This window comes from Paenibacillus sp. HWE-109, assembly GCF_022163125.1.
Lineage (GTDB): Bacteria > Bacillota > Bacilli > Paenibacillales > NBRC-103111 > Paenibacillus_E.
Genome location: NZ_CP091881.1, coordinates 3,463,851 through 3,486,607, shown reverse-complemented (window position 1 = coordinate 3,486,607; position 22,757 = coordinate 3,463,851). Strand labels below are relative to the sequence as shown.

Genomic DNA, 22,757 nt, shown 5'->3' with positions numbered 1-22,757 from the left:
ATCACCCGTGAGCATTCTAAGAGAATTATTAAAGGACATTCCGATTCCGCAAATGGTGAAGATTCGGCAGAAGTTTGATCGCACGATTCTGGAACATCCCGAGCTCGAACTTGTGAACAAGCTGGCAAGCAGCGGGGTCATGAACAGCATTCATCCTGGGCAGCAGGTTGCGGTTGCGGTCGGCAGCCGAGGTATCGCCAATATTGCCGGCTTTACCAAGACAACGATTGATGCGATTAAAGACAGAGGAGCGTTCCCTTTCATCGTTCCTTGCATGGGCAGCCACGGGGGAGCCACAGCAGATGGTCAAACAGAGGTTTTACAGCATTTTGGCATAACGGAAGCGACGATGGGCGCTCCGATCCGCTCTTCGATGGAAGTTGTACAGATCGACCAGCTGCCTAATGGCTTGCCTGTCTATGTGGATCGTATCGCTTCTGAAGCGGATGCGATCGTCGTGATTAACCGCGTGAAGCCGCATACAGCGTTCCGCGGACGGATTGAGAGCGGCATTATGAAAATGATCGCGATCGGTCTTGGCAAGCAAAAAGGTGCGGAAGCGTGTCACCAGCTGGGCTTCAAATATATGGCCGAGAACGTGCCGGCTATGGCGAATTTGATGATCCAGAAGCTGCCGATTGTGTTCGGTGTTGCACTTGTCGAGAATGCGTATGATGAGACCTGTCAGGTTGAAGTGCTGCCGGCAGCTGAGATTGAAGCGCGTGAAGAACTGCTTCTCATCGAAGCGAAATCGCGTCTGCCTAAGATTTTGTTTGACGAAATCGATGTTCTTGTCATTGACTACATCGGTAAAAATATTAGCGGCGACGGCATGGATCCGAACGTAACAGGACGTTACCCGACACCTTATGCGCACGGAGGGCCCGATGTTGCCAAGATGGTCGTGCTGGACTTGACCCATGAGACCAAAGGGAACGCGAATGGGGTCGGAACGGCCGATTTTACAACGCAAAGACTGGTGGACAAAACGAATTTGGAGTTTACTTATGCCAATGGCTTAACTTCAACCGTCTGTGCCCCAACGAAAATAGCGACAACTTTGGAAAATGATTTGTATGCGATCAAGGCAGCAGTGAAAACGTGTAACATCCTAGATTATACGACCTGCAAATTGGTTCGAATTCAAGACACGCTTCATCTCGGCGAGATTGAAATCTCAATTAATCTATTAGATGCGGCACGCCAGCATCCGGATATTGAAATTTTAACTGAGCCTTATGAACTTTCATTTGATGCAGAGGGGAATATTAGCAAATGACCGACCAATCAACGACCCCTTCTGGGCGTGGGACATCTGTTGAAACAGGTGCCAGCAGGCCTTACATCATCGCGGCTGACATTGGCACAACAAGCACGAAGACACTGATTATTTCTCGTGAAGGTCAAGTTTTGGCTTCACATTCCATTGAGTACCCGCTTTTCACGCCAACAGCGGATCGCGCTGAACAGGATCCCGATCAGATTTTTGAAGCTGTTGTAGAGGGGATAGGGGCTGTCGTTCGCAAACTTAGCGTTACACCTGATCAAGTGCTCTGTGTCTCCTTCAGTTCCGCTATGCATAGTTTGATCGCTGTGGATGAGAATACGAAGCCGCTAACAGCCTGTATCACTTGGGCTGACAACCGAAGTGCCAGCTATGCCGAGAAATTGAAGCGCAGCGGTCTTGGTCAGCAGATTTACTCGCGGACGGGCACACCGATTCATCCGATGTCTCCGCTTCTCAAGTTGATGTGGTTCAGGGACAACGAGCCGGAATTGATGAGAGATGCCTACAAATTTATCGGAATTAAGGAGTATGTCTTCGCGAAGCTATTTGGCCGCTATCTGATTGACCATTCGTTAGCTAGTGCTACAGGGTTATTCAACTTGGAGAATCTTGTCTGGGACGAAGATGCGCTTAATCACGCCGGCGTGAAGGAGGAGCAGCTCTCCGAGCTTGTGCCTACGACATACCGTGTTGAAGGGCTCTCAGGAGCCTACGCTGCGGCCATGGGCTTGGACGTTAACACACCTTTCGTAATCGGCGCATCTGATGGAGTGCTCGCCAATCTTGGCGTCGGCGCTTTTGAGCCGGGCGTTATCGCCGTCACGATCGGCACCAGCGGCGCGGTGCGCAGCGTGGTCAATAAACCGCAAACCGACCCCGAAGGCAAGCTGTTCTGCTATGCGCTCACCGAAAACTTCTGGGTCGTGGGTGGACCGATCAACAACGGCGGCATTGTTTTCCGGTGGGTGAGAGATCAGATCGCGACGGCCGAAGCCGAGGAAGCGCGACGTCAAGGCATCGATCCTTATGACTATTTGACGGAGCTTGCGTCACAAGTAGGCGCAGGGTCGGACGGTCTGCTTTTCCTGCCTCTGCTTTCGGGAGAACGTGCCCCTTACTGGAACGCAAACGCGCGAGGTGTGTACTTCGGTCTTTCGCTTAGCCATCAGAAGAAGCATATGATTCGCGCAGCGCTCGAAGGTGTTATGTTCTCGATCCAAGCAGTAGCAACATCGCTGGAACGCATGATGGGGCCGGCTGCTGTGATTCGGGCATCAGGCGGTTTTGCGAGATCAACCTTCTGGCGTCAAATGATGACGGATATGCTCGGTACGTCCGTTACAGTTCCGGACTCTATTGAAAGTTCCGGAATCGGGGCAGCTTTGCTCGGTTTGCTCGCGATGGGAGAGATTGATGATCTCTCTTATGCCCATCAATGGATACAGGTAGGAATGGCTCACGAGGTGAATGAAAGCGATTATCGCATTTATCAACAATTGACATCTATTTATACAAGCGTATATCATCAGTTAAAAGATCAATTCGATGCGATTACCGCCTTTCAAGGGCAGCACCTACGGAGTCCTCAAACATAAATAAGCTTAGGCTGCTTTCTACGGGATTAGCCAAGCAAACATGCAGAGGGGATGAAGACGATGAATTTATTCGATCTTACAGGGAAAACAGCAGTAGTTATTGGCGGTAACAGTACATTAGGTGGCTCGATGGCCCTTGCTTTAGCCGGTCATGGCGCGAAAGTTGCCATCGTGGGGCGCAATCAAGAGAAAAGCGATCAAGTTCGTCAAAGTATTGAAGCGATTGGCGGGGAAGCGAATACGTTCCAAGCGGATGCGACGAAACGCGAGGATTTGGAACTGGTTCTCAAAGAAGTTTTGGCCTGGTCAGGCTCTGCAGACATTCTGATGAATTGTCCCGGCAAAAATAGTGCTACGCCTTTCTTTGACATTTCCATGGAAGAATGGGATTCTATTATGGAGGTTAATTTGAAAAGCGTCGTGTTAGCCTGCCAAGTGTTTGGGAAATACATGGTTGATCGGAACGAAGGCGGAAGCATTATTAATATTTCATCCGTGTCGTCAGATCCTCCGCTTTCTCGCGTGTTCACTTATTCCGCTTCCAAAGCAGCTGTCAATAATATCACACAGAACCTTGCTCGCGAATTCGCTCCAAGTCGTGTGCGTGTGAACGCGATTATTCCTGGGTTTTTCCCGGCGGAACAGAATCGCAAGATTTTGTCTCCGGAACGGATTGAATCCATCATGCGCCATACGCCTATGAATCGATTCGGGGAAGCGTCTGAGCTCCAAGGGGCTGCTGTGTTCCTTGCATCTGAACAAGCTTCTAGTTTTGTCACAGGGTCTGTCTTAAGAGTGGATGGCGGTTTTGGCGCGATGACGATTTAAAACTTATATTTTTTTCGGAAGGGTGTATGAGAGACGTGTCTAAACAACAAATTGGTGTAGTCGGTCTAGCGGTAATGGGTAAAAACTTGGCTTTGAACATTGAGAGCAGAGGATTCACTGTATCCGTATTTAATCGTTCTGCCGAAAAAACAAAAGAGCTTCTGGAAGAAGCCCAAGGTAAACAATTAGTAGGTACATACACTGTGGAAGAATTCGTGCAATCCCTTGAAGTTCCGCGCAAAATTTTGATCATGGTCAAAGCTGGCGGTCCTACGGATGACACGATCAACCAATTGCTGCCGCATCTGGACAAAGGCGATATCCTCATTGACGGAGGCAACGCATTCTTCCCGGATACACAACGTCGTAACAAAGATTTGGAAGCACATGGCATTCGTTTCGTTGGAACAGGCGTTTCCGGCGGTGAAGAGGGCGCATTGAAAGGCCCGTCGATTATGCCAGGCGGGCAAGAAGATGCCTACAAATTGGTAGAGCCGATTCTGACGGCAATTTCCGCTAAAGTTGGCGACGACGCTTGCTGCACGTATATCGGACCTGACGGTGCCGGACACTACGTCAAAATGGTGCATAACGGGATTGAGTATGGCGACATGCAGTTGATTTGCGAAGCTTACCAATTGCTCAAAGATGTGCTGAATGTCAGCGTAGAAGAGCTTCATGAGATTTTCACGGAGTGGAATAACGGTGAGCTTGACAGCTACTTGATCGAAATTACGCGTGATATTTTCACCAAATATGATGCTGAAACAGGTAAACCAATGGTTGACGTGATTCTGGATTCCGCAGGTCAAAAGGGAACAGGAAAATGGACCAGCCAAAGTGCTCTGGACCTAGGCGTACCGCTTTCCATCATCACGGAATCCGTGTTCTCCCGTTTCATCTCCGCGATGAAAGAAGAGCGCGTCGCAGCAAGCAAAGTACTTAAAGGACCTGCTGCTCCAGCTTTCACAGGCGATCGCAAAGCGTTTATTGAGGCTGTTCGCCAAGCGCTTTACGCAAGTAAAATTTGCTCTTATGCACAAGGCTTTGCCCAAATGAGAGCTGCTTCCGAGGAATATAACTGGAATCTGAAATATGGTAGCATTGCGATGATCTTCCGCGGCGGATGTATCATTCGTGCGAGATTCCTTCAAAATATTAAGGATGCGTATGATCGCGATCCAGAATTGAAAAACTTGCTGCTGGACAACTACTTCAATGGTGTTGTTGACAACTATCAACAATCATGGAGACAAGTTATCGCAGAAGCGGTAACTCGCGGTATCGCAGTTCCATCTTTCGCATCCGCACTTGCTTACTATGACAGCTACCGGACTGAAAGACTTCCTGCTAACTTGCTGCAAGCACAGCGCGATTACTTCGGAGCTCATACGTTTCAACGTGTGGACAAAGAAGGTTCCTTCCACTTCAACTGGATGGAAAACTAAGAGAAACAGGGATTAAGCTTCGTCCTGTAAGCCGTATGCTGCCTCGCGCAGCCACATTTTCAAGCGATCGGCCTCTTGATCAAAGCCGTTCCGCCGGTGAATGAGCATTAACGAGACTTCGGCAAAATAACGGAAATTTTGTAATAATCGTGGTTGAGCAAGGCCTTGCATACGCGGGTCTTCTTCAGCCACTTTTTTCTTAATAAACTCCAAAATCCAGACAACATCATCTTTGCAAAGGATGTAACTCGGGTGTAAGATTTGCTCCAGTTTGCCTTGCGTGCGGTTGGTGTAGGCAACAATTGGGTTCAAAGCTTCATCTCTCCTTGTCAACATAAGGTCTCTCTTAAAATCTTAACGGTTGATCTGGAATTTATTCACTCTACTATATGATTTTTTGATGGATTGTATTCATGGTATGTCGGCTATGGTATGATGTTGGGAAAGTTTGTATGATCAGCATATGAGAAAAGGGGATTCATGTGACAGCAAGAAATATTGTACTTGTAGGTTTTATGGGGACTGGTAAATCTACGGTTGGGAGCCTGTTGGCGGAGCGTCTGAACTGGGAGTTCCGTGATTCTGATGCCGTTCTGGAAGAGGAGCAGCAGTCGCGTATTGCAGATTTATTTCAACAGCATGGCGAAGCTTATTTCCGTACATTGGAGAGTAAGACGCTTGCGCATATTCTGGAAGGTGAGAGGCAGGTAGTGGCGACAGGCGGGGGAGCGGTGTTGGCAGAAAGCAATAGGACCTGCATGCTGCAAAACGGCCTTGTAGTGGCGCTGACAGCTTCTGCTGAGACGATCATTGCGCGAGTGAGCAGCGATACGAACCGGCCTTTGCTGCAAGGCAATGTGGAAGAGCGCGTGAACACGTTGTTGGAACAACGGAAGTCATCCTATGATTTCGCGCACACAGTGATTGATACAACTGAGCTGTCAACGAATGAGATCGTAGAGTTTATTCTGGCGCAAGTCGTGAAATGAAAAAAGGGGACAAGCGATTAAGCTTAGTCCTCCCATTCCAGCATGCCGCCTGTCATATTTTTGAGGCCTTGGTAGCCTTGTGATTCCAGAAAGCCAAGTGCGCGTCCACTGCGTGCTCCGCTGCGGCAGACAAGAATGACTTCCTCAGTTTTAGGGATTTCTGCGAGCCGTTCAGGCAGTTGACCTAGCGGAATATGTATGGCGCTTGGAATCATGCCAGCAGCTACTTCTTCATCTTCGCGTACGTCAATGATTGTAAGCTTGTCACCGCTGCGAAGTCTTTCTTTGATTTCAGATGGTAAAATGGTATCCATATTAGAACCTCCAAGCTTTCGTATATAGGGGAATCCCCTAACAAGTAATGATAGAAATAATAAGCGGAGATGTCAAACGCATGGATAGCAAACGCAGTTACAGCACTATGCTCTATATTGGTTTAGCAGGCATATTGGGCGCGCTTGCGCGCTTCGGGTTCTCAACGATCTGGAATCCAAGCACGGAGGTCGTTTTTCCATGGGGAACTTTTTTTTGCAATTTAGCGGGCTGTTTACTGCTTGGGTTTCTTGTGTTTACAGATAAGCTGCGGATACCAGCCAAACTGCAAATGGCCATAACAACTGGCTTTATAGGCTCATTTACTACATTCTCTACTTTTAGCTATGAAACAGTTAATATGCTAAGGCAGGGTCATATGATCTTAGCTTTACTCTATGTCCTTGGGAGTTTATGGGGAGGACTTCTCATAACATGGCTGGGTATTCGCCTAGCTAAGTCCATTCAAGGGGGGAATCTCTCTTGACATTTATGTGGATATGGGCGATGTGTTTGGTGAGTTTTGGTGGATTTTTCGGTGCGATATGCCGTTTTCAACTAGGGAGTTACCTGAGCAGAAGGTTCCCAAGTTCTATTCCGTATGGTACACTGACAATAAATCTTTTGGGCAGTTTTCTGATTGGAATCCTCATGAAATACCATGCTTATGACAATTGGAAACTTTTGATCGGCACAGGTTTTATGGGCGCTTTCACGACATTTTCAACGATGAATCTAGAATGTATGAAATTGCTGCTAGCAGGTCAATGGAAGGTTTTGATGCTGTATACCTTGCTCAGTTATACCGGTGGAATTCTACTTACCTTCATCGGATATTACATATAAACACTTACGAAGGAGTTATCAACGACATGAAAGCCATCGTCAAACCAACTTCCCAGCTTCAAGGGGAAATCAATGCATTATCCTCGAAAAACTACACGACCCGTTATTTGTTAATCGGAGCACTCGCAGATGGGACAAGCACCATTTATTATCCGGCTCATAGTGAAGATAGTGATGCAATGAGACGTTGTGTCCGTGATTTAGGTGCCATTATTGAAGAAGATGATGAGAAAATCGTTATCACAGGCTTCGGCAAACATCCTAAGCATGTTTCTGAGTTAAATGTGGGAAATGCCGGCGCTGTTCTGCGGTTTTTGATGTCTACAGCTGCTTTTTGTCCGGATTTGACCTTCGTTAATACGTACCCGGAATCGCTGGGTAAACGTCCACATGATGATTTAATTGATACTTTGCAGCAAATGGGTGTGGAAGTGCAACATTCTAACGGTCGTCTGCCGATAACTATTAAAGGGGGACAACCACGCGGCGGCAAATTAACCGTTTCTGGCAATGTCAGCTCCCAATTCCTAAGTTCTCTTTTATTCATGACACCGTTGCTTGAAGAAGACAGCGAGATTGAAGTCTTGCATGACTTGAAGTCCAAAATCATTGTTGGCCAAACGCTGGAAGTTTTAGCGCAGGCGGGTATTGTCGTTCATGCAAGTGAAGACCTAATGCATTACCGCATACCGGGCAGACAGTCCTATCAAGCTAAGGAATATGTCATTCAAGGGGATTACCCTGGGTCTGCTGCCATTTTGGCCGCTGCTGCTGTGACGAATTCAGATGTCCGTGTACTTCGTCTTGAGGAGAACAGCAAACAAGGTGAGAAAGCTTGTGTGGACGTCTTGCGCGCGATGGGCGTGAACTTAACGCATGAAGAAGGTGTTGTGCATGTTCGCGGCAATCAGAAGCTGATTGCAGGGGAATTTGACGGTGATCACTTCACGGATGCGGTGCTGGCTATGGTAGCCGCAGCAGTGTTCGCGGAAGGGACTTCCCGGTTCTATAACGTCGAAAATTTAAGATATAAAGAGTGCGACCGAATTACCGATTATTTGAACGAACTGCGTAAAGCCGGTGCTGATGTGGAAGAACGCCAAAGCGAGATTATTGTGCACGGCAAACCACAAGGCGTACCAGGCGGTGTCGAAATTAATGCCCATTTCGATCATCGTGTGATTATGGCTTTAACTGTCGTTGGTCTTCGTTCCGAGCAAGGTTTGATTATTCATGATGCCCATCATGTAGCCAAATCTTACCCGCAATATTTTGACCATTTGCGTTCGATTGGTGCTCAGGTTGAACTTGTGAGTGAGTAAGAGATTCTCAATACAACGAACGGGTGAGATCAGCATGAAGATTATTTGGCAGGGATTGAAGGTGACGTTTGGCTTTTTCCTCGTTGGGGGGCTCGTGTTTGCCAGCAGTGTGTTCGCTGTTTTGCTATATGCCAAAGCGACGGGCAAGGAGCCGGCTATTTTTGCTTCCAGTCCCACCGCAATAATCGCCACACCAACAGCAGCAGTCAAAGCCGCCCAAACGGCTGCGCCGACACCAGTTGCCGAGATCAAGAAATCCGCAATGATTGATGCGCCAGTGTTTGCTCAACTCCCTGAACTTCCGGCGGGTTGTGAGATTACAAGCTTGACGATGCTGCTGAATTACGCAGGCATTGCCAAAAATAAAATGGACCTCGCGGCCGAGATGCCCAAAGACGAGACGCCGGCGACCTTGAACGCAGATGGTTCAATTGCCTCATGGGGCAATCCGAACACAGGATTTGTCGGAGATGTGACCCGGAAGACGAGAGGTTTTGGCATCTATCACTCGGGACTTTTTCCCTTGCTGAAGCACTATATGCCGCAAGCTATCGATATTACAGGTGAATCTTTTGACATGTACGAGCAGCAGATTGCCAGGGATATACCGGTTATTGCTTGGACGACCATTGATTTCAACATTCCATACAAATGGGTAACCTGGGAGACGCCAACAGGTCCGCTCAAAACAACATATGCCGAACATGCTGTATTATTGGTGGGGTATGATGAGAATAATGTATACTTAAATGATCCGCTAAGCGGCAAAAAACAGGTGCAGGTTAATAAAGCCCAGTTTATTGAGAGCTGGACCGCTATGGGGAAACAAGGTTTGACATATTTGAAAAAATAGGAGGGAAGCATATGTCTTTCGAAAATCCGTCCAGAGAGCATATCAAAGAAATATTGGCAAGCGCCGGCAATATCGCGGTCGTTGGTTTGTCTGATAAAGCGGATCGCACGTCGTATATGGTTTCCGCGGCTATGCAGAGCAGAGGATACCGGATTATTCCTGTGAATCCGAATGCCACAGAAATTCTGGGCGAGAAGTGCTATGCCACTTTATCCGACATTCCCGAGCCTGTCGACATCGTCAATGTCTTCCGCCGTGCCGATCAAGTTGTACCTGTCGCGGAAGAAGCGGTGAAGATCAAAGCCAAGGTTTTTTGGCTTCAACTGGAGATCGTGAATGAAGAGGCAGCTCGTATTGCTTCTGAAGGTGGGCTTGAAGTCATCATGGACCGCTGCATTAAAGTGGAAGATGCTATTTTGAATCCCAGAAATAACTAATGTGCGCTGTTATGGCAAAATGAAAACCGCTTTTCTTTTACCCAATCGGGTAAGAGAGAAGCGGTTTTTTATATAACAGTTTATATGTTTTGGATTGAACGTGGTTACTCCGGCTGCCTCGCGCGAAGATAAGGGAACTACGGTCCGCTAATCTAGCAAAAAGTGGCATTATCGCGGGGGTGAGGGAACTGCAGTCCGCTATTTTGCTGTTTGATTGGAAATTCAGCGCTTTTCGCGGATCTAAGACCCTGTAGTTCCGCTATGCCCCTCGCATCGCTGTTATTTGTCTAGATAGCGTACTTGAGTTCCCCTTACTGGGGTTTCCTCTAATAAGAGGTTGAATTCTCAAGAGGCAAAACGGCTTTTTAGTAATAAAGATTAGGATTTTAGTACATCATGATCTACATAGCGGGCACCATTGAGCTCACTTATCACATTAATAGCAACTTTAGCGCCGTCACCAGCAGTAATGATCGTATGCATGCTCACACCAGCAATCGTTCCTGCTGCCCAGACGCCTTTGAGGCTGCTTTGACCTTGGGCATCAGCATCAATAACCGTTTTGATACGTGGTTCTGTGCCAGGTTTCGTTTGGATACCTGCTGCTTCAGCAAGCTCGGTGGAAAGCCCTGTTGCCAGAATAATATGTGTACCTTCGTATGTACCATTATCGGTCGTTATTTGATACCCTGCATCCGTTGAGGTTAGGGTTGTAGCTTTGCCTTGTACGAATTCTGTTCCGAATTTCGTGGCTTGCTTCTTACCGATTTCCACCAAATTGGGTCCTGTGATCTCTTCAACACCGTAATGATTTTCAATCCATGCTCGTTTGGTAACGCTCTGATCATTGTCAATAACAAGTGTTTTTTTGCCTGCTTTGGATGTGAATAAGGCTGCACTAGCCCCCGCGGGACCTGCGCCAATAATAATTACATCATATGCCATTGGGGTCATTCCTCCTCGAAAAGAATACGTACAATTGGATTATGTCACACCCCAGATACATAGTCAATTTATGTGTATAGAAAGTATGTAATCCATGGACGACAATATCCCATAGGCTTCCATTAATAAAAAATCAACAACCGGAGAGAATAAAAAAGGCTCCAAAAAGAGGCGCCCAAATAATGATTTCTGAGGAGGATTTTACACATGTATAACAATAACAATAACTTTAACAGTTACGGTGCTTCATCTTATGGGAATGCTTCTCAAGGCATTCAAGGTTCCCAAGGCACACAGGGGTATCAAGCCTCGACTTCGCAATATCAAGGCAACAATACGCAGTATCAAGGTTATCAAAAACAGTTCCAACCTTCAGGTTTTGTGCAATCTTTCTACAGCCAGCAAAACCCAATCCAGCAATCAACGCAATCTTACAGCCAAGCACCATCGCCGGATGCTTTCCACACAGCTAATTATCGTGGGAATCAACCAGGTCATGATGCTTATTTGCGCAGTGACTCCTCAACACCTTCTCAACAACAACAAACGAGTTACCAAGTTGGCGGCTATGCTTCCACAAGCGGTATGAATAGCTCTTATAATTCACAGCCGACTCAACAATACGGATATGCTGCGACACAACATTCTTACGCGCCAACGCAATATGGCAATTCGATGCAATCCAACCAAACATATGGGCAAGCAAGTGTTTCTCCGAATGCTTACCATACGGCGAACTATCGCGGCAATCAACCAGGTCATGATGCTTACCTGAGAAGCGATTCGTCGACGCCATCGCAACAGTCCTTCCAATCTGGGTATGGTGCTCAACAAGCAGCGCCTCAGCAAAGCTACCAGCAACAACAAGGGATTCAATCTTTCTCTCCAACATTTAACAATTCAGGAATTGGGCAGCAATACGGATATAATTCCTCTTACTAATCGCACTTGCGATTCGTAGTTGTCCATAAGCAGGTCGATCTTCGACCTGCTTATTTTGTTTTGACAAACAAGCGAACAAGCTTTACGATTTGATATGAGAAGCTTTGGTTTACGATGTCAGTTTTGCTAAAGCAAAACGTTTAGGAGGTAGCATACGTTTGAACTGGATGGGGAACTTACAACAGCTTGGCCGCTCTTTAATGCTGCCCACCATTGCGCTTCCTATTGCTGCTGTGCTGCTTCGCCTAGGGGATTTGCCTTGGGATGTCATTCATGCATCCGGCTTCGGGGATATGCTGCTGCTAGCTGGGAATACAGTCTTTGATTATATACCGATTATATTCGCTGTTGGTGTGGCGCTTGGCCTGACGGAAAGCGCAGGGATTGCTGGACTTTCAGCCATGCTTGGCTATTTCATGTTCACGAGGCTTATCGAGCATGCGCTAGGCTCGCAATTTCAATTGGGTGTGTCAGGCGGAATACTAATTGGGTTACTAGCTGCCATTATTTATCATCGCTGCAAGGAAATTAAGCTCCCGGAGTACATACAATTTTTTGGCGGACCCCGCATGGTGCCTCTCATTATGGGACTTTCTACGTTAGTGGTTTCCTATATCATGATCGCTATAGGTCCTTACTTGGAATTGGCTATGGGGAAGCTATCCAGCTGGTTGCTTGGATTTGGCGGCTTTGGCGCTTTTGTTTATGGGATTGCTCATCGCCTGCTGGTTCCCTCAGGCTTGCATCATATTCTGAACAATTTCTTCTGGTTTCAGGTTGGTGCCTACGAGACCCCGACCGGTCATATGGCCTATGGTGATTTGCCGCGTTATTTTGCGGGAGACCCAACGGCTGGTACGTATATGGCGGGCTTATATCCAATCATGATGTTTGCGCTTCCTGCCATCGCGTTTGCCATAATTGGCGAAGCGCGGGAGGATCTCAAACCTAAGATTAAAGCCACTTTTCTGACAGCCGCACTTGCTTCTTTTTTGACGGGTGTGACGGAGCCCATTGAATTTGCCTTTCTTTTTGTCGCACCTTATTTATTTGTGATTCATGCTATTTTATCAGGTGCGGCGATGTGGTTAGCTTATGAACTGCATATTCAGCATGGTTTTTCTTATTCCGCGGGTGCCATTGACTACATCATTAATTTGCATTTATCACACAATGGCTTGCTTTTGATACCGATTGGCTTAGTCTATGGGTTACTCTATTATTTCTTGTTTCGATGGGCGATCCGGCGGTTTCAAATTCCTACACCAGGCAGGGAAGAAGGTTCTTCATTAGAAGAATGGGCGGGTGATATTCCTTATCGATCCCCCCTTATTTTGCAAGCACTCGGCGGGAAAGACAATATTAAGAAGATTGAGGCCTGCATTACCAGATTGCGACTTACACTTGTCAATGATCGTTTGATGGACATCACGGCATTACGACACTTAGGAGCAGCAGGCGTCATTCGACTTGGAGGAGGCAATGTTCAGGTCGTGTTCGGAACATTCTCAGAGTTGATTCGTGAAGAAATCATGAAAGTATTGCGCAAAGACATCCATGTTGTGCTGTTCACTTCCCCTATGCAAGGTCGCATGATCCCCATCGAGGAAGTGCCTGACCGCATTTTTGCCTCGCGCTTGGTCGGTAATGGTGTTGCTTTCATTCCTGAAAAAGGAGAGTTGGTTTCTCCTGTGGCTGGCACCATAATGCACATCTATCCGACTATGCATGCGCTCGGTATTTTGACGGAGGAAGGCCTTGAAGTCTTACTGCATATCGGGATTGATACATCCAGTTTGCCAGGCAAATGCTTCAATGCCGTTGTGAAAGAAGGGGACAAGGTAGAGGCAGGACAGCTCTTGATTAAGTTTAATTATAATAAGGTGAAGAAATTTGCCTCATCCTTGGCGACACCGATGATTGTCACGAATCCGGATCTGGTGAAGTCCTGGAGCTTTGCTCCGTTCAAAACTGTCAAAAAAGGCCAAGGTTCTGTCATGTCCGTTGTCTTAAAGCCTACTAAATCTACGGGGGGGACGAACGGATGATCAGAGGAATAGGCGCGTCATCAGGGATTGCGATGGGTCAGGCTTTTGTCATTCCTACCTGGGAGTGGGATTTTCCTGAGAAAATGATCGATGTTACCGATTTGGCTTACGAATTTGAGCGGTTATATGATGGGATTCGCTCGTCCAAAGATGAGCTTGAGCTGATCAAGCAGGAGATCAAAGAAGTCGTCGGACAGGATCAAGCGTATATATTTGATGCTCATTTAGCGATCCTGGAAGATCCTATCTTTATGAATGAGATTCAAGGCATTATAGAATTGCAGTACAAGGCGGCTGAAGTTGCTGTCAAGGAAGTCATCGACAAGTTTGTCAGTATGTTTAATATGATTGATGATGAATACATGAAAGAACGGGCGCTGGATATCAAGGATGTCGGCAACAGGCTGCTCAAGCATTTGCTAGGGGATACAAGCACAACCGTGCCTCCGATTGATCATCCTTACATATTAGTGGCCAAAGAACTTACACCATCGCAACTAGCGCATCTGGATCCAACGAAAGTACTGGGACTGCTAACGATTCTCGGTGGCACGCATTCGCATGTTTCTATTATGGCAAGAGCGATGTCCGTCCCTTATGTGCTTGGGTTGGAAGGAAAGCTGCTGAGACCCATTCAAAATGGCGATTTCTTGATCATCGATGGTCAAGAAGGTACACTTTATATTAATCCGGACAAGACGACAATTGAGCGTTATCAAGCTCGCAAAAGGAATTGGCTGGAGTTCAAGGAGAGCTTGCAGGAAATCGCCGATGTGGCGCCTGTAACCATGGACAACAGCTATGTGAATTTGCACGCCAATATTAATTCGGTTATGGAGATTGATCAGGTTTTGCGCAATGGAGCATCCGGTGTAGGTCTGTTTCGGACGGAATACTTATACATGGATCGCGACTCCCTGCCTGGCGAGGAGGAACAGTTCGAAGTGTATCGTCATGCGGCCAAGCAGCTCAAAGGCCGCCCCATCGTCATTCGTACGCTTGATATTGGCGGGGATAAGAAGCTCGATTATATGCCGCTGCCCAAAGAGGATAATCCTTTTCTAGGGTATCGTGCTATTCGAATTTCATTGGATCGCAAGGAGTTATTCGTGATCCAGCTCAAAGCAATTCTGCGGGCGAGCCATTACGGGAATGTGAAAATCATGTACCCCATGGTTACCTCCTTGGATGAGGTCCGTGAAGCCAAAGCAATTCTGGAGAAAGCCAAATCAGAATTAAGCGCGCAAGGCATTCCTTTCAATGCGAATATTGAAGTGGGATTAACGATTGAGGTGCCGGCCGCGGCGCTGATCGCCGATGTCCTGGCCAGTGAAGTGAATTTCATGAGTATTGGTACGAATGATCTTGTTCAATATGTCTTGGCGGTTGATCGAATGAATGAGAACATTGCGCATTTATACAATCCGTATCATCCAGCAGTCATCAGGCTTCTCAAACACGTCATTGATGCCGCCAAAAGTGTAGGTATTCCTGTAGGCGTGTGCGGCGAAATGGCGGGGGATATCCGCGCCTTGCCGATATGGCTGGGGTTAGGGATTGAGGAGTTGAGCATCTCTGTCCAAACGCTTCTGCAAGTCAAACACCGCCTTCTAAGCAGCGATGCCAAGAAGTGCAAACAATTGGTTAATCAAATTCTAGTATGCAAAACAAGCGATGAAATTATAGAGTTGCTTGCTCAAACCGAACAAACTGAATCGATCGTAGGAGGTAATTAGCATGGCGTTAACGGGAACGAAAGTGCTGGCTTTTGTTGATGAAGAGTTTGAAGACTTAGAAATGTGGTATCCTGTGCTGCGCTTGCGTGAATCCGGGGTTGCCGTTGACATTGTGGGGCCTAAGGCCAAAACGGTTTATCATGGCAAATATGGTGTGCCGATTACGACGGATTATGCCTTCGACGAAGTCAAATCTTCGGATTACATTGGTCTATATGTGCCAGGCGGATGGGCGCCAGACAAGCTGCGTCGCTATGCAGACGTGATTCGTCTTACACAAGAGTTTCATGCCGATGTGAAACCTATTGCTCAAATCTGCCATGCCGGTTGGGTGTTGATCTCAGCCAAAATTGTGAACGGGTATACGATGACTTCAACGCCAGGCATTCGAGACGATCTCGAAAATGCAGGTGCAACGTGGCTGGATGAAGAGGTTGTCGTCGATCGGAACATTATTTCAGGGCGCAGACCGCCAGATCTTCCTGCATTTTCCAAGCGTTTTGTGGATGAGCTTATCCAATATAACAAGGGACAGGCAAAGTAACATTTCACTTCCAGAGGTGGCAAAAACTACTACTCATAAGTCGGAAGGAAATCGACCGATATAGTAGAATATCATAGTACAAGCAACTCATGTACATGCCGCCTGCCAGTGAAGGAGTGTTAGAATGCAAAAGTATTGCAAGTGCGGACGCACGATGAACCTTCGTCTGCGTACGGTTATTTATCAAAATAAAGTCGACATTGAGAATGTACCGATTTATTCCTGTGAAGCATGTGGTCGAAGCGAGGTTGTTCCTCATGTCAAACCAGAGCTTACAAGTTTGATTGGGAAGCTGGGGAGCAAGCCTGAGAAACAGCAGCTTTTTTTCCATGAAATTTCGGAAGTCGCGTTTCTATTGCTGAAAGTGACAGAGAAAGAGCATATGAATGACTCCATGGAAAAAATAGTGGAAGAACGCATTAACGAGCTGTTGGACATTTTATTGCTGGCCCAATCACTGGGTGACGAACCATGGACCGAAGAAATTCGCAAGCGGTTGTCTCAAATCACACAGAGTGCAATTTCGACATAAGCAGCACCGGCCAATCCCATTGGGGGTTGGCTTTTATACATAATATGTCATCGTTTTGAAAACAAATTGAAATTATTTTCAAAGCATTTTCAATTTACATTGCAAGATGGATTAATTTGTCGTATCATAACTTTAATATACTAGGATCGCAGAATACTTTTGAAAATGGAGAGAGTAACCGTGACCGTAACCATTTATGATGTAGCTAGAGAAGCTGGAGTTTCCATGGCAACCGTTTCTAGGGTTGTTAATAACAATCCGAACGTGAAGCCCCAAACACGCAAGAAGGTTTTTGAAGCCATTGAACGTCTCGGTTACCGCCCTAATGCGGTGGCAAGAGGATTGGCCAGCAAGAAGACGACAACGGTTGGCGTTGTTATTCCCGATATTTCCAACTCGATCTTTGCTGAAGTAGCGCGTGGAATTGAAGATATTGCGAATATGTATCATTACAATATCATTTTGTGTAATGCCGATAAGAAAAAAGAAAAAGAGATCCGCGTTATTAACACGCTGCTCGAGAAGCAAGTCGATGGCCTGCTGTTCATGGGTGGTGTAGTCACCGAGGATCATGCGCAAGCATTCCGCACTTCCTCAGTTCCTGTAGTCCTTTGCGGGACGAAGGATGAGAACCAAGCGATGGCCTCCGTCGACATCGATCATGAGAAAGCGGCTTTCGATGCTGTGAATGTTCTAATTGCTGCGGGTCACCGTGATATCGCAATGATCTCTGGTACTTTGCAAGATCCCGCTAATGGATTTGCCCGTTATCAAGGGTACAAGAGAGCTTTGGATGAAGCTGGGATTGAGCTTCGCGATGAGTACGTTCGTATTGGGAACTACCGTTATGAATCCAGTGTGGATGCAGTAGAGTATTTCTTGGGACTTTCACCTAGACCGACTGCTATCTTCTCCGCTACAGATGAAATGGCGATTGGTGCCATTCATACGATTCAAGACAACGGGCTAAGAGTCCCGCAAGATATCGCAGTTATCAGTGTTGACAACATTCGTATGGCGTCTATGGTTAGACCGACATTAACGACTGTCGCTCAACCGATGTATGATATTGGAGCGGTGTCGATGCGTTTGCTCACGAAGTTGATGAACAAAGAGTCGACAGACAACATGCAGGTTATTTTGCCTCATGAAGTGATCTACCGGAATTCGGTTACAGAACCATCTTAATCTAACAAACCTCTAATCGTGGTCAACCCTAGGGCTGACTGCGGTGGAGGTTTTCTCATGTAAACACTAAGAAAAGAGGAATAGGGAATGACATGGACGAAGATTGCGCTCATCGGCGCTATGAATGAAGAGATTGAACGATTGGTATCCCATATGAGTGATGTGCAGGAAACTGTGAAAGCGGGCATTACGTTCCGTGAAGGCACTTATCTAGGGAAGCAGGTTGTTGTTTGCCGGACAGGAGTAGGCAAGGTTAATGCAGCTGTAACGACTCAGATTCTGATTGATACCTTCGGTATTGAAGCAATTATTTTTACAGGTGTAGCCGGTGCACTAGACCCTGAATTGAACATTGGGGATCTGGTGATTTCCAGCGAATGCATGCAGCACGATATGGATGTGACAGCGCTTGGTTTTCCGCGTGGCATCATTCCTTACGAGGCCAACTCTGTGTTCCAAGCTGATCCCGCATTAGTGGAGCTAGCAGTTGCTGCTGGCGAAAGGCTGTTTGCTGGTAAAGTCAAAAAGGGCCGGGTACTGTCCGGTGATCAGTTTATTGCCAGCAGAGAGGCTGTTGCTAATCTTCGTCAAGAGCTAGACGGCGTGTGTGTCGAAATGGAAGGAGCTTCCGTTGCGCAAGTTTGCTCGATGAATGCCGTTCCTTATGTGGTGCTGCGCTCTATGTCCGATAAAGCGGATGGCTCTGCACATGTGAATTTCGCTGAATTCACAGTCCTGGCTTCCGAGAATTCGTACAAAATGGTCGAGGAAATTGTGAAGCAGCTATAGAAATAGAAATAGCAAACTTAACAGCTTGGCAATGCTGTATATAGATCAAAAGCTCAGAACTCGCCTTATTGGCTGGTTCTGAGCTTTTGACTTTCACGCGCCTATTATTTCAAATACATCATGGCTAACTCTTTGGTATGCCGGTTCTTCTCGGCGATCGCTTCGCGCCTTGGAATCGGCGCCCAGTCCTCAACAGGGTCCAGCCATGTCGAAGGCAGCTGGACAGGACTCTTGTTCTGCCAGGCGTCCAGCCACGTCTGAGGGAGCGCCAGCTGCGGCTCCGCCTCCAGCTGGTCTAAGTGAGCCTGCTCGCTCATGACGAGCCAGAGCAGGCTCCAGGCCCGCGGTACGACGCGCCAGATGTCGTACCCGCCGCCTCCGAGCGCGACCCACCGCCCTGCGCACCATTGGTGCGCAAGGGAGTGGATCAGCTCGGGCATAGCCTTGTACACGCGCATGGAGCAGTGGACATGCGCGAGAGGGTCCAGCGCATGGGCGTCGCAGCCATGCTGCGAAATTATGATGTCCGGCTGGAAGCGGGCAATGGTCTCGGTGAGAACCTCGCTGAAGCACTCCAGCCAGGAGTCGTCCTCGGTGTATGGCTCCACCGGGATGTTGATGTTCGTGCCGAACGCGTCGCCTTCACCGCGTTCGTTCACGGCTCCTGTGCCGGGGAATAGAAATTTCCCCGTCTCATGAATGGACAGCGTGCATACCTGGGGATCGGCGTAGAAGGCCCACTGCACGCCATCCCCATGATGCACATCCGTGTCGACGTACAGCACCTTCGCGCCGTACGTCTTTTGAGCGTGCGCAATGGCCGCTGAGGCGTCATTGTACACGCAGAAGCCAGCGCCCTTGCTTTGCAGGGCGTGGTGCAAGCCGCCGCCCAGGTGGAGGGCGTGTGGGACCGCACCGGACATCACCAAGTCGACGGCGGTGATGGAACCTCCAACAACCTCAGCCGTAATGTCATGCATCCCGGCAAAATAGGGCGTGTCGTCGGTATCTAGTCCAAAGCGCGACGCTGACTGGACGAAGCGTTCCTCCGGCACGGGAGAGCTAAGTCCTTTCACAGCATCGATATAGGCTTGTGAATGAACCCGCAATAGCTCGTTGTCCGTGGCGGGACGAGGCTTCCGAATAGCGCTGTCCGGCAGAGCGCCTGCCTTGCGCAGCAGATCAACCGTCATCGTCAAACGATCTTGATTGAACGGATGGTCTTCATTGAATTTATAAGCAATTTCTTCCTCATCATAAATAAAGACTGGACTGGATGCCTTCTTGTTCATATCCCAAATTCCCCCGAATTGGCTAACAATCTCGCTTGAAGCCCTACATATCCCTTGATTGGTCAGAAACGAATATCAAAAACAAACTAATACATGAATCGTTGTTGGAAACGAATGCGATCGAATTGCTCTTGCGAAGAAATCGGCACGTGCTTGCCAATTCGCACCATCAGGCAGTTGGCCGGATGCGAGCAGATTTCAGGATCGTCTGTTGCGAACCAAATCATGTCGACGCTTTTCATTAATTTTTCCATCATCTGACGATATTCCCAGACGGTTAGCTTGCTTGTCTCCAAATCCCAATGCCAATAGTACTCGGTTGTAAAACAGATGATATTCTCCATTTGATCTCCCGCAAAGGCAAGGCGAATCATCTTTTTACCCAAGCCAACAGCTCGATAGTCATCAGCAACTTCAATAGCGCCTAATTCTATCAAATCCTGCATATGACCTTGCGACCAGCGCTCAATCTCATCCGGATAATGAAAGGTGACATAACCCACGATAGTGGAGGCATCCCTTGCAATTATTATACGTCCTTCTGGCAATTGTGCGATTTCGATTAAGGCCTCTAGCTGCTCTTTGGGTCGGCGAAAAGCGTCCAATTTGTTGTGCATGGAGAGATCCTGCAAGCGATCTGCCGAAACAGGTCCTTCAATGATGATCTCTGGTTGATCAGGAGCGGCTTGCAAGCTGTGTGAGTGGTAGATTTTGATATGCTGCATAACTTTAGCTCTCCTTTTGAAAAACAGCATGATGGATGTTTCCTTTTCCCTTAGGTCATAGTAAACTTATACCAAATTTTATGGGGGATTTAAAGTCGAATTTTTACGTATGCGAAAAATACCCAGTATGATATAATAGAATATGTCAAAAATCGATCACATTTTGCTCAAATACATCAGTAAAATGAAAGCGGTTTATCACGTGAGGAGGGTTTTTCGTACATGGAGCAAATGAAAGTAGAACTCATTGAAGCTGTATCCCCTAACCCAAACATGGAAAATTACGAACAAACACATGCATCATTTGACTGGAAAGACATCGAGAAAAGTTTTTCATGGTATGAAACTGGCAAAGTAAACATGGCTTACGAAGCAATTGACCGCCATGCGGAGTCATCCAAAAAGGATAAAGTCGCACTTTACTACAGTGATAATACGAGGGAAGAAGCCGTTACGTTTGGTCAAATGAAAGCCAAATCCAATCAATTTGGCAATGTGCTTCGCGGACTTGGCGTTGCCAAAGGCGAGCGCGTCTTCATTTTCATGCCTCGTACACCGGAACTTTATTACGCTTTACTCGGAACGTTGAAGATCGGGGCCGTCGTCGGTCCATTGTTTGAAGCTTTCATGGAAACAGCGGTAAGAGATCGTCTGGAAGATAGTGAAGCTGTCGCGATTATTACGACACCAAGCTTGCTTTCACGTGTTCCTTACAACGATCTTCCTCATTTGAAACATGTCATTGTGGTCGGCGAAGACGTTGAACTGGCGGAAGGTCAAGTTGACTTTCACAAAGAGATGGCTAATGCTTCAACGGAGTTGGACATCGAATGGTTGGATCGCGAAGATGGCTTGATCATTCATTATACGTCAGGATCAACAGGGAAACCCAAAGGCGTTTTCCACGTTCAGAATGCGATGCTTCAACATTATTATACAGGTCAAATTGTATTGGATCTTAAAGAAGACGATATTTACTGGTGTACAGCGGATCCAGGCTGGGTAACAGGAACCTCTTACGGGATCTTTGCCCCATGGCTGAATGGCGCCACGAACGTCATTCGGGGCGGACGCTTCAGTCCGCAAGACTGGTACACGACGCTTCAGAAATATAAAGTTACTGTTTGGTATAGTGCACCGACAGCCTTCCGGATGCTGATGGGGGCAGGCGATGATGTTGTTGCTGGTTACGATCTTTCTTCGCTTCGCCATGTGCTCAGCGTAGGGGAGCCGTTGAATCCAGAGGTGGTTCGTTGGGGCTTGAAAGTATACAACCAACGCATTCATGATACATGGTGGATGACCGAAACAGGGGGGCAGTTAATTTGTAACTACCCTGCTATGACGATTAAGCCTGGTTCCATGGGCCGTCCAATTCCAGGTGTTGAAGCCGCTATTATCGATGATGCTGGCAATGTACTGCCTCCTAATCGGATGGGGAATCTGGCGATCAAAACACCTTGGCCGTCCATGATGCGCAAAATCTGGAATAACCCTTCTAAATATGAAGAGTATTTCCGTTTGACGGGCTGGTACGTATCGGGTGACTCCGCTTATCAGGATGAAGAAGGTTACTTCTGGTTCCAAGGCCGCGTAGATGACGTGATTAACACAGCAGGAGAGCGTGTAGGTCCTTTTGAGGTGGAAAGCAAGCTGGTGGAGCATCCTGCAGTTGCTGAAGCAGGTGTTATTGGTAAGCCTGACCCTATGCGTGGAGAAATTATCAAAGCGTTTATCGCGCTTCGCGAAGGCTTCTCGCCGTCCGATGAGCTGAAAGCGGATATCTCCAAGTTTGTCAAAGAGGGGCTGTCTGCTCACGCGGCGCCTCGCGAAATTGAATTCAAAGACAAGCTGCCAAAAACACGCAGTGGTAAAATTATGCGCCGTGTGCTTAAAGCTTGGGAGCTCAATCTTCCGACAGGCGATCTATCGACAATTGAAGATTAAGTTAATGACATAGGAAAGCCTCCTTGCACCAGTACTTGGTGTGTGGAGGCTTTTGTCGTTTCAGAGTGATATGCCGACAGCTGGCAGTGTTTAAACCTCTATCAAACCCAATCCCAACCCCATAAACACGTATCAAAAAAAGAAGATCCAG

General features: G+C 47.4%; 23 protein-coding genes. 18 read left to right on the top strand and 5 right to left on the bottom strand.

Features of this window, described 5'->3' with window-relative positions; all coding sequences use genetic code 11:
* Positions 1–7: 7 nt before the first annotated feature.
* The 4 genes from LOZ80_RS14600 to gndA are packed head-to-tail and all read left to right on the top strand — an operon-like array spanning position 8 to position 5,159.
* The gene (locus LOZ80_RS14600; protein ID WP_238172079.1) at positions 8–1,279 is read left to right on the top strand and encodes a nickel pincer cofactor-dependent isomerase, group 22; all 1,272 of its coding nucleotides are present in this window, start codon (positions 8–10) and stop codon (positions 1,277–1,279) included.
* Positions 1,276–2,883: a gluconokinase gene (gene gntK, locus LOZ80_RS14595; protein WP_443147030.1), complete on the top strand. Its 1,608-nt coding sequence runs from the start codon at positions 1,276–1,278 to the stop codon at positions 2,881–2,883. The genes LOZ80_RS14600 and gntK overlap by 4 nt, the downstream gene beginning before the upstream one ends.
* Before the next feature lie 60 nt (positions 2,884–2,943).
* Positions 2,944–3,711, top strand: coding sequence for an SDR family oxidoreductase (locus LOZ80_RS14590; RefSeq protein ID WP_238172078.1), 768 nt, complete (start codon positions 2,944–2,946; stop codon positions 3,709–3,711).
* A gap of 35 nt (positions 3,712–3,746) precedes the next feature.
* Complete coding sequence (gene gndA, locus LOZ80_RS14585; protein ID WP_238172077.1) at positions 3,747–5,159, top strand: NADP-dependent phosphogluconate dehydrogenase; 1,413 nt, start codon at positions 3,747–3,749, stop codon at positions 5,157–5,159.
* A gap of 12 nt (positions 5,160–5,171) precedes the next feature.
* Here gndA and LOZ80_RS14580 read toward each other — a convergent pair whose 3' ends face one another.
* A complete protein-coding gene (locus LOZ80_RS14580) occupies positions 5,172–5,471 on the bottom strand; it encodes a hypothetical protein (protein ID WP_189005963.1) in 300 nt (99 codons plus the stop codon).
* 170 nt (positions 5,472–5,641) lie between these two features.
* On the opposite strand from LOZ80_RS14580, the gene LOZ80_RS14575 reads away from it, so the two are divergent.
* Entirely contained in the window at positions 5,642–6,148 is a 507-nt protein-coding gene (locus LOZ80_RS14575) for a shikimate kinase (RefSeq protein WP_238172076.1), read from the top strand.
* A gap of 23 nt (positions 6,149–6,171) precedes the next feature.
* Here LOZ80_RS14575 and LOZ80_RS14570 read toward each other — a convergent pair whose 3' ends face one another.
* Positions 6,172–6,462, bottom strand: a complete 291-nt coding sequence (locus tag LOZ80_RS14570) for a rhodanese-like domain-containing protein (RefSeq protein ID WP_238172075.1) — start codon at positions 6,460–6,462, stop codon at positions 6,172–6,174.
* Between the two features lie 80 nt (positions 6,463–6,542).
* Here LOZ80_RS14570 and crcB (LOZ80_RS14565) point away from each other — a divergent pair, with 80 nt between their 5' ends.
* The 5 genes from crcB (LOZ80_RS14565) to LOZ80_RS14545 are packed head-to-tail and all read left to right on the top strand — an operon-like array spanning position 6,543 to position 9,918.
* On the top strand, positions 6,543–6,947 hold the full coding sequence (crcB, locus tag LOZ80_RS14565; RefSeq protein WP_238172074.1) for a fluoride efflux transporter CrcB: 405 nt from the start codon (positions 6,543–6,545) through the stop codon (positions 6,945–6,947).
* A gap of 5 nt (positions 6,948–6,952) precedes the next feature.
* Complete coding sequence (gene crcB, locus LOZ80_RS14560; protein WP_238172987.1) at positions 6,953–7,306, top strand: fluoride efflux transporter CrcB; 354 nt, start codon at positions 6,953–6,955, stop codon at positions 7,304–7,306.
* A gap of 26 nt (positions 7,307–7,332) precedes the next feature.
* Positions 7,333–8,628: a 3-phosphoshikimate 1-carboxyvinyltransferase gene (aroA, locus tag LOZ80_RS14555; RefSeq protein ID WP_238172073.1), complete on the top strand. Its 1,296-nt coding sequence runs from the start codon at positions 7,333–7,335 to the stop codon at positions 8,626–8,628.
* Between the two features lie 34 nt (positions 8,629–8,662).
* The gene (locus LOZ80_RS14550; protein WP_238172072.1) at positions 8,663–9,481 is read left to right on the top strand and encodes a C39 family peptidase; all 819 of its coding nucleotides are present in this window, start codon (positions 8,663–8,665) and stop codon (positions 9,479–9,481) included.
* Positions 9,482–9,492: 11 nt separating this feature from the next.
* Positions 9,493–9,918: a CoA-binding protein gene (locus LOZ80_RS14545; protein ID WP_238172071.1), complete on the top strand. Its 426-nt coding sequence runs from the start codon at positions 9,493–9,495 to the stop codon at positions 9,916–9,918.
* Between the two features lie 378 nt (positions 9,919–10,296).
* Here the strand turns inward: LOZ80_RS14545 and LOZ80_RS14540 are convergent, their stop codons facing one another.
* The gene (locus LOZ80_RS14540; RefSeq protein ID WP_238172070.1) at positions 10,297–10,863 is read right to left on the bottom strand and encodes an FAD-dependent oxidoreductase; all 567 of its coding nucleotides are present in this window, start codon (positions 10,861–10,863) and stop codon (positions 10,297–10,299) included.
* 207 nt (positions 10,864–11,070) lie between these two features.
* Between LOZ80_RS14540 and LOZ80_RS14535 the strand changes: the two genes are divergently transcribed.
* The 7 genes from LOZ80_RS14535 (at position 11,071) to LOZ80_RS14505 (ending at position 18,642) form a co-directional block, all read left to right on the top strand.
* Entirely contained in the window at positions 11,071–11,805 is a 735-nt protein-coding gene (locus tag LOZ80_RS14535; RefSeq protein ID WP_238172069.1) for a hypothetical protein, read from the top strand.
* Between the two features lie 158 nt (positions 11,806–11,963).
* Entirely contained in the window at positions 11,964–13,853 is a 1,890-nt protein-coding gene (locus tag LOZ80_RS14530; RefSeq protein WP_238172068.1) for a glucose PTS transporter subunit IIA, read from the top strand.
* Positions 13,850–15,589, top strand: coding sequence for a phosphoenolpyruvate--protein phosphotransferase (gene ptsP, locus LOZ80_RS14525; protein WP_238172067.1), 1,740 nt, complete (start codon positions 13,850–13,852; stop codon positions 15,587–15,589). The genes LOZ80_RS14530 and ptsP overlap by 4 nt, the downstream gene beginning before the upstream one ends.
* Position 15,590: 1 nt before the next feature.
* A complete protein-coding gene (locus tag LOZ80_RS14520) occupies positions 15,591–16,133 on the top strand; it encodes a type 1 glutamine amidotransferase domain-containing protein (RefSeq protein ID WP_238172066.1) in 543 nt (180 codons plus the stop codon).
* A 124-nt stretch (positions 16,134–16,257) separates the two neighbouring features.
* Positions 16,258–16,665 carry a hypothetical protein gene (locus LOZ80_RS14515; protein ID WP_189005934.1) on the top strand — a complete coding sequence of 136 codons (408 nt, stop codon included), beginning with the start codon at positions 16,258–16,260 and terminating at the stop codon, positions 16,663–16,665.
* 180 nt (positions 16,666–16,845) lie between these two features.
* Positions 16,846–17,853, top strand: a complete 1,008-nt coding sequence (gene ccpA / locus LOZ80_RS14510) for a catabolite control protein A (protein WP_238172065.1) — start codon at positions 16,846–16,848, stop codon at positions 17,851–17,853.
* An 87-nt stretch (positions 17,854–17,940) separates the two neighbouring features.
* Positions 17,941–18,642 carry a 5'-methylthioadenosine/adenosylhomocysteine nucleosidase gene (locus tag LOZ80_RS14505; RefSeq protein ID WP_238172064.1) on the top strand — a complete coding sequence of 234 codons (702 nt, stop codon included), beginning with the start codon at positions 17,941–17,943 and terminating at the stop codon, positions 18,640–18,642.
* Positions 18,643–18,746: 104 nt separating this feature from the next.
* Here LOZ80_RS14505 and LOZ80_RS14500 read toward each other — a convergent pair whose 3' ends face one another.
* A complete protein-coding gene (locus tag LOZ80_RS14500; RefSeq protein ID WP_238172063.1) occupies positions 18,747–19,934 on the bottom strand; it encodes an acetoin utilization protein AcuC in 1,188 nt (395 codons plus the stop codon).
* Between the two features lie 86 nt (positions 19,935–20,020).
* Positions 20,021–20,659, bottom strand: coding sequence for a GNAT family N-acetyltransferase (locus LOZ80_RS14495; protein ID WP_238172062.1), 639 nt, complete (start codon positions 20,657–20,659; stop codon positions 20,021–20,023).
* A gap of 222 nt (positions 20,660–20,881) precedes the next feature.
* Here LOZ80_RS14495 and acsA point away from each other — a divergent pair, with 222 nt between their 5' ends.
* A complete protein-coding gene (gene acsA, locus LOZ80_RS14490; protein WP_238172061.1) occupies positions 20,882–22,606 on the top strand; it encodes an acetate--CoA ligase in 1,725 nt (574 codons plus the stop codon).
* Positions 22,607–22,757: the final 151 nt, after the last annotated feature.

Excerpts from the sequence above, each read along its gene's own strand:
- gntK (WP_443147030.1), top strand. The coding sequence starts at position 1,276 with ATGACCGACCAATCAACGACCCCTTCTGGGCGTGGGACATCTGTTGAA.
- LOZ80_RS14500 (WP_238172063.1), bottom strand. The coding sequence starts at position 19,934 with ATGAACAAGAAGGCATCCAGTCCAGTCTTTATTTATGATGAGGAAGAA.
- LOZ80_RS14520 (WP_238172066.1), top strand. The coding sequence starts at position 15,591 with ATGGCGTTAACGGGAACGAAAGTGCTGGCTTTTGTTGATGAAGAGTTT.
- aroA (WP_238172073.1), top strand. The coding sequence starts at position 7,333 with ATGAAAGCCATCGTCAAACCAACTTCCCAGCTTCAAGGGGAAATCAAT.
- LOZ80_RS14505 (WP_238172064.1), top strand. The coding sequence starts at position 17,941 with ATGACATGGACGAAGATTGCGCTCATCGGCGCTATGAATGAAGAGATT.
- LOZ80_RS14545 (WP_238172071.1), top strand. The coding sequence starts at position 9,493 with ATGTCTTTCGAAAATCCGTCCAGAGAGCATATCAAAGAAATATTGGCA.
- crcB (WP_238172074.1), top strand. The coding sequence starts at position 6,543 with ATGGATAGCAAACGCAGTTACAGCACTATGCTCTATATTGGTTTAGCA.
- LOZ80_RS14515 (WP_189005934.1), top strand. The coding sequence starts at position 16,258 with ATGCAAAAGTATTGCAAGTGCGGACGCACGATGAACCTTCGTCTGCGT.
- LOZ80_RS14590 (WP_238172078.1), top strand. The coding sequence starts at position 2,944 with ATGAATTTATTCGATCTTACAGGGAAAACAGCAGTAGTTATTGGCGGT.
- LOZ80_RS14495 (WP_238172062.1), bottom strand. The coding sequence starts at position 20,659 with ATGCAGCATATCAAAATCTACCACTCACACAGCTTGCAAGCCGCTCCT.
- acsA (WP_238172061.1), top strand. The coding sequence starts at position 20,882 with ATGGAGCAAATGAAAGTAGAACTCATTGAAGCTGTATCCCCTAACCCA.
- LOZ80_RS14535 (WP_238172069.1), top strand. The coding sequence starts at position 11,071 with ATGTATAACAATAACAATAACTTTAACAGTTACGGTGCTTCATCTTAT.
- LOZ80_RS14550 (WP_238172072.1), top strand. The coding sequence starts at position 8,663 with ATGAAGATTATTTGGCAGGGATTGAAGGTGACGTTTGGCTTTTTCCTC.
- crcB (WP_238172987.1), top strand. The coding sequence starts at position 6,953 with ATGTGGATATGGGCGATGTGTTTGGTGAGTTTTGGTGGATTTTTCGGT.
- ptsP (WP_238172067.1), top strand. The coding sequence starts at position 13,850 with ATGATCAGAGGAATAGGCGCGTCATCAGGGATTGCGATGGGTCAGGCT.
- LOZ80_RS14540 (WP_238172070.1), bottom strand. The coding sequence starts at position 10,863 with ATGGCATATGATGTAATTATTATTGGCGCAGGTCCCGCGGGGGCTAGT.
- LOZ80_RS14570 (WP_238172075.1), bottom strand. The coding sequence starts at position 6,462 with ATGGATACCATTTTACCATCTGAAATCAAAGAAAGACTTCGCAGCGGT.